The 5,659-nt window shown below is 71.6% G+C and carries 7 protein-coding genes; 3 read left to right on the top strand and 4 right to left on the bottom strand.

All coding sequences use genetic code 11. The annotated features are described in order from the left end of the window. Window positions 1-1,408 (top strand): ATP-dependent helicase C-terminal domain-containing protein (locus FNH05_RS30590; protein ID WP_281287649.1); only part of this gene is annotated, 1,408 nt, incomplete at its 5' end. Between the two features lie 2 nt (window positions 1,409-1,410). Here the strand turns inward: FNH05_RS30590 and FNH05_RS30585 are convergent. Next, window positions 1,411-2,145, bottom strand: coding sequence for a dienelactone hydrolase family protein (locus FNH05_RS30585; protein WP_144592328.1), 735 nt, complete (start codon window positions 2,143-2,145; stop codon window positions 1,411-1,413). A gap of 34 nt (window positions 2,146-2,179) precedes the next feature. On the opposite strand from FNH05_RS30585, the gene FNH05_RS30580 reads away from it, so the two are divergent. Together FNH05_RS30580 and FNH05_RS30575 are read left to right on the top strand one after the other, a co-directional pair. Then, entirely contained in the window at window positions 2,180-2,386 is a 207-nt protein-coding gene (locus FNH05_RS30580) for a hypothetical protein (RefSeq protein ID WP_144592327.1), read from the top strand. Then, window positions 2,383-2,982, top strand: a complete 600-nt coding sequence (locus tag FNH05_RS30575) for a hypothetical protein (RefSeq protein WP_144592326.1) — start codon at window positions 2,383-2,385, stop codon at window positions 2,980-2,982. The genes FNH05_RS30580 and FNH05_RS30575 overlap by 4 nt, the downstream gene beginning before the upstream one ends. 81 nt (window positions 2,983-3,063) lie before the next feature. Here the strand turns inward: FNH05_RS30575 and FNH05_RS30570 are convergent, their stop codons facing one another. The 3 genes from FNH05_RS30570 to FNH05_RS30560 form a co-directional block, all read right to left on the bottom strand. Further along, window positions 3,064-3,288, bottom strand: coding sequence for a hypothetical protein (locus FNH05_RS30570; protein WP_144592325.1), 225 nt, complete (start codon window positions 3,286-3,288; stop codon window positions 3,064-3,066). A 16-nt stretch (window positions 3,289-3,304) separates the two neighbouring features. Further along, window positions 3,305-4,447 carry an inorganic phosphate transporter gene (locus tag FNH05_RS30565; protein WP_144592324.1) on the bottom strand — a complete coding sequence of 381 codons (1,143 nt, stop codon included), beginning with the start codon at window positions 4,445-4,447 and terminating at the stop codon, window positions 3,305-3,307. Between the two features lie 194 nt (window positions 4,448-4,641). Continuing rightward, window positions 4,642-5,659: aromatic amino acid lyase (locus FNH05_RS30560; RefSeq protein WP_144592323.1), on the bottom strand; the 1,018-nt coding region annotated here is incomplete at its 5' end.

Here is a 5,659-nt window from a genome sequence, read left to right as displayed (position 1 = left end):
GTGCTGGGCGCGCCACGACCAGGCCACGCTGCCCGCCTATCCCGAACCGGAGATCCGGACCGCGGAACTGTCCCGGCTGGCGCTGGAACTGGCCTGCTGGTCGACTCCGGACGGGAGCGGGCTGTCGTGGTGGGACCCGCCCCCGGAAGGCCCCCTGTCCGCTGCCCGGGAACTGCTGCGCACCCTCGGCGCGGTCGCCCCCGACGGCACGGTGACCGGACGCGGTCGTGACATGGCCGGGCTGGGCCTTCATCCGCGGCTGGCTCGCGCGCTGCTGGACGGGGCCGCCGAGGTCGGTGCTCGCCCGGCGGCCGAGGTGGTGGCCCTGCTCGACACCGGCTCGACGCTCACCGATGTGGAAGCGGAACTGCGCAGGCTGTCCGCCACCGGAGACCAGCGGTGGCGCACCGAGGTCCGGCGGCTGGCCCGGCTGGTGCGCGGCGGACCGGATCGCCCGGATCCGGCGCTGGTGGTCGCCCTGGCCTACCCCGAACGCCTGGCACGACGGCGCGAGAAGGGCTCACCGGTCTACTTGATGGCGAGCGGCACGGCGGCCGAATTGCCCGCCGGCAGCGGCCTCGGCGACGTGGAATGGCTGGCCGTTGCCGAGGCCACCCGTGATCCCGGACGGGCACACGGCGTGATCCGGCTCGCCGCGCGGGCCGACGCCGAGCTGGCCGCCAGGGCCGCCCCGAACCTGCTGTCCGAAGTGGAAGAGGTGGCTTGGTCCGGCGGGGACGTCCTCGCCCGGTCGGTGCGGCGGCTCGGGGCGATCACGCTCGGGCAGCGACCGCTACCCGCCCCGGATCCCCGCCTGGTGTCCGCGGCGCTCGCGGAGGGGTTGCGCAAGGAGGGGCTCGGCCTGCTGCCCTGGTCGCCGGAGGCGGAACGGCTGCGGCAACGGCTGGCCTTCCTGCACGAGGTGCTGGGTCCGCCGTGGCCCGGGGTGGACGACGGCGAACTGCTGGGCCGTCTCGACGAGTGGCTGCCGGAACTGGGGACGGCACGGCGGCTCGCGGATCTGGCCCGGATCGACACCACGGCCGCGCTGCGCCGTCTGCTGCCGTGGCCGGAGGCAGCGCGGCTCGACGAGCTCGCCCCGGACCGGATCGAAGTTCCCTCGGGCTCCCGTATCCGCCTGGACTACGGCTCGGGCAAGCCGGTGCTGCCGGTGAAACTGCAGGAGACCTTCGGCTGGCTGGACACCCCACGCGTGGCGGGTGTCGCGGTGGTCCTGCACCTGCTTTCCCCGGCGGGGCGTCCCGCCGCCGTCACCAGCGACCTGCGGTCCTTCTGGCGGCAGGGCTATCCGGCGGTACGGGCGGAGCTGCGCGGGCGGTATCCGAAGCACCCGTGGCCGGAGGACCCGCTGACCGCGACCGCCACCCGCCGCACCACGCGGCGCTAGGTTCAGGCGGTGGTGACCTGGATGAACTCCAGCACCTGCGGCCAGGAAAGCGCGAAGGCCTCGGCGTTGACCGGGTTCCGGTGTTTCTTGCGGTCGCTGAAGCCGTGCTCGGCGTGCGGGTAGACGTGCACGATGCTCGCGCCCGTCTCCCTGGACTGCAATGCGGTCTGCAGCCGCTGGAAGCTTTCGAGCGGCACCGCCGCGTCCGCGCCGGGGTAGAGCATCATCACCGGCGCCTTGATCCGCGCGGTGTGCGCCACCGCGTCGACCTTGTGGTTCGGCGGCGGTGTGCCGGGCACCGTGGGGTGGTAGGCGACCACACCGGCCAGGCGGTCGTCCTGCCCGCCGAGGATCAGCGCGAACCGGCCGCCCAGGCACCAGCCGATGACCCCGGCCTTCGTGCAGCCGAGTTCACCGAGCAGGTGGTCCAGGAGCTGTTTCTGCTCCGCCAGCGCCACGTCGTCCTGGAGCGCGGCGAGCTTCGCCAGAAGCGCGGGCATTCCGGTGTCGTCGCTGCTCACGCCGTGCCAGGTGTCCCAGGTGAGTGCGGTGACGCCGGTGCGGGCGATGGTCTCGGCGTAGTCGCGGACCTGCGCGCCGATACCGGTGATCATGGGCAGCAGCAGCATGCCCTGCGGCGAGCCGCCCACCGGACGGGCCAGGTAGGCGTCCAGCTCGCCCACGCGGATGGTCGCCGTCTCGATGCCGGACGGGTCCGAGGGGGTGTTCACAGTCATGGGCGAAACGGTAGACAGGTGAGATGATCGGGCGATGAGCGACCGTAGCCTGGCCGGACTTCTCGGGTCCCTGCCCGACGGCGTCGAGGCGCTGCCGGAGGAACACAAACAGGACCTCGCCGAGGCGCTGCGCGAAGCGCACCGACGGCAGGCCGCGGCGCTGTCGCGAGTCGGCGACGAGGCGATGCGCCACATCCCGGCACTGCTGCGCCCCACAGTGCGGAAAGCCATGGGCCTGTGACGCCACAGGAAGCGGAAATCGTCAAACTCGCCCGCCTGCTGGGGGCCCCGCCGGACCGGTTCGGCTATCTCGATCAAGTGCCGGTGGCGGACCTGCGGGCGCTGCGGGAGCGGGTGACCGGGCGGCTGTTCGACGCGCACCGGGGCGCACTGGAGAAAATGGCCGCGGGCAGCAGGCTGCTGCCGAGCCCCATCCTCGCCCGGATGGCGGAGCGCTCCTTCGGCCCGCTGCTGTCGGCCCGCATCGCGGGCCTCGTGGAACCACCCCGGGGCATCGACATCGCGAAGCGCCTGTCACCGGACTTCCTCGCCGACGTCGCGGCCGAACTGGACCCGCGGCGGGCCGCCGGGATCATCTCGGGAATGCCCGAACCGGTGGTCCTCGCGGTCGCGGCCGAGCTGAGCCGTCGCAAGGACTGGATCACCATCGCAAGGTTCCTCGACCACCTACCGGAACCGACGATCGAGGCCAGCCTGGAGGTCCTCCCCGAAGACGCGCTTCCCCTGATCGTGCCGATGCTCGACAACCCCTCGCGCGTCGCCTACCTCTCCGGCCTGCTCCCCGGCGAGGACGTTCCCCGCGATCTGACCGGCTGAGGGGCTGGGGATGTGGAGCAGGGGATGTTTACTCCAACCCCACCCCCACGGCACCCGTAGTAAACGTCCCTTGCTCCAGCGTCAGCGCGCGACGATCAGGAAGATGCCGTAGCCCACGACGGCCAGGCACGCGGCGAAGCACAGCAACGCGGTCGTGAGTCCGCCCACGCCGCTCTGCCCGCCCTCGCGCGCCGTCGTGTGGGTGGCGAGGCCGCGGACGCCAACGGCGAACAGCGTCGTGACGACGGCGACCGCGACGAGCGCGACCAGTGAGACGCTGCCGAGGGCAGCCCAGTTGATGTGCACCATTGGCTCCCTTGGTTCAGGCTGCCACCGGGACCGGCGGCTGCTCGGGTTCGCTGGGCCCGTCGGTCTCGTTGACGTTGTCCGCGGTCACCGGACGCCGTCGCGACCGCAGGTAGATGACCAGTGCCACGGCCACCCCCGCGACACCGACCAGGACGGTCCCGACGGCGCCCTGCCGCGCGACCAGCGCGGCCAGCGCGCCGACCAGGCCGGCGGCCGGAAGGGTGAGCAGCCAGGCCAGCGCCATCCGCCCGGCCACGTTCCACCGCACGCCGCGGGCGTCACGCGCCAGTCCCGAGCCGATGATCCCGCCGGAGGACACGTGCGTGGTGGACAGCGCGAACCCGAGGTGCGAGGACGCCAGGATGGTCACCGCCGCACTGGTCTGCGCCGCGAAACCCTGCGGCGTCTGGATGTCGGTGATCTTCTTTCCCATGGTCTGGACGATGCGCCAGCCACCGAAGTAGGTACCGGCGGCGATCGCCACACCCGCGCTGAGGATCACCCACAGCGGCGGTGCGGAACCGGCGGCCAGCGCACCCGACGAGATGAGCGTGAGCGTGATCACACCCATGGTCTTCTGCGCGTCGTTCGTGCCGTGAGCGAGCGAAACCAGGGAGCCGGAAAGCGCCTGCGCCGTCTTGAAGGAGCGCGACACCACGTCCTGGCGCACCGTGGCGGTGATCCGGTAGACGAGGAAGGTCCCGGCCATCGCGACCACACCGGCGATCACGGGCGAAGCCACCGCCGGCAGCAGCACCTTCTCCACGATCTTGCCGAAATGCACGGCGCCGGCGCCGGAAGCCACCCAGGTGGCCCCGATCAGCCCGCCGAACAGGGCGTGCGAGGAGCTCGACGGCAGGCCGAACAGCCAGGTGAGCAGGTTCCAGATGATCGCGGCGACCAGTCCGGCGAAGACCACCACCGGCGTGATCCTCGCTTCGTCGACGATGCCGCCGGAGATGGTCTTGGCCACCTCGACCGACAGGAAAGCGCCCGCCAGGTTCAGCACCGCGGAAATCGCGACCGCCGCCTTCGGCCGCAGAGCCCCCGTCGCGATCGAAGTGGCCATGGCGTTCGCGGTGTCGTGGAAACCGTTGGTGAAATCGAAGGCCAGTGCGGCCACGACGACCACCATGACGATTATGGAGGGATCCACGGGGCAGCCCTTCCCGAGCCGGTGAAATTCACCTTCCACGTTACCCAGCGCCACGGCGGCCCCTGCTCGCCGGGGGCGCCCGCGGCGGCTTGCGTGACTGTGTGATTTCCCTTACCCGGCAGGAGAATAGCGCCTTGTGGGCACGAGTGATTCTCGTGCCCGATGATTTCGGAGAGTGTCCGCACCGGTACGGATCAGCATTCCTCCAGCAACGGGAGAAACGCGCCTTCCAGCACCAGTTCCCGCACCGCGGCGATTTCCGGTGCGACATGCCGGTCGGGACCCGGTCCCGGCACCCGTGTCCGGACCAGGTCACGCACCGCGGCGGTCACCGGCGCCGGCCGCAGCGGTGCGCGCAGATCCAGCGCCCGGCAAGCGGTCAGCAGTTCGATCGCCACGACGGTGGACAGCCCGTCCACCGCCCGGCGCAGCTTGCGCGCCGCCGACCAGCCCAGCGAGACGTGATCCTCCTGCATCGCGCTGCTCGGAATCGAGTCCACCGAAGCGGGGACGGCCAGCCGCTTCAGTTCGGCAACCACCGCGGCCTGCGTGTACTGGGCGATCATGTAGCCCGAATCGACGCCGGGATCGTCGGCGAGGAACGGCGGCAGCCCGTGCGACCGGGCCGGGTCGAGCAGCCGGTCGGTGCGGCGCTCGGCCATGCTCGCCAGGTCCGCGGCGGGAATCGCCAGGAAGTCGAGCACATAGGCGAGCGGTGCACCATGGAAGTTGCCGTTGGATTCGACCCGCCCGTCCGGCAGCACCACCGGGTTGTCGATGGCGGAAGCCAGTTCGCGATCCGCGACCTGTTCCGCGTGCGTCACCGTGTCCCGTGCCGCGCCGTGCACCTGCGGAGCGCAGCGAAGCGAGTACGCATCCTGCACGCGGGTGCATGCGGGTCCGCGATGGCTGGCGACGATCTCGGAGCCGTCGAGGGCGGCGGTCATGCGCCGGGCGGACCGCATCTGCCCCGGATGCGGCCGCAGCGCCTGCAGGTCGGCGGCGAAGGTCCGGTCGGTGCCGAGCAGCGCTTCGACACTGCTCGCGGCGGCGAGATCGGCCGTGTCGAGCAGACGGTTCAGATCGGCAAGGGCGAGTACGAGCATCCCGAGCATCCCGTCGGTCCCGTTGGTCAGTGCCAGCCCTTCCTTTTCCGCCAGGGTGACCGGGGCCAGCCCGGCCTCGTGCAGGGCGTCGGCCGCGGGTCTGCGG

This window comes from Amycolatopsis rhizosphaerae, from assembly GCF_007713715.1.
Lineage (GTDB): Bacteria > Actinomycetota > Actinomycetes > Mycobacteriales > Pseudonocardiaceae > Amycolatopsis_E > Amycolatopsis_E rhizosphaerae.
This window is presented reverse-complemented; position numbering and strand designations above follow the sequence as displayed.

Bases quoted from the DNA above. Each gene is read 5' to 3' on its own strand.
- FNH05_RS30585 (WP_144592328.1), bottom strand. From the start codon at position 2,145: ATGACTGTGAACACCCCCTCGGACCCGTCCGGCATCGAGACGGCGACC.
- FNH05_RS30580 (WP_144592327.1), top strand. From the start codon at position 2,180: ATGAGCGACCGTAGCCTGGCCGGACTTCTCGGGTCCCTGCCCGACGGC.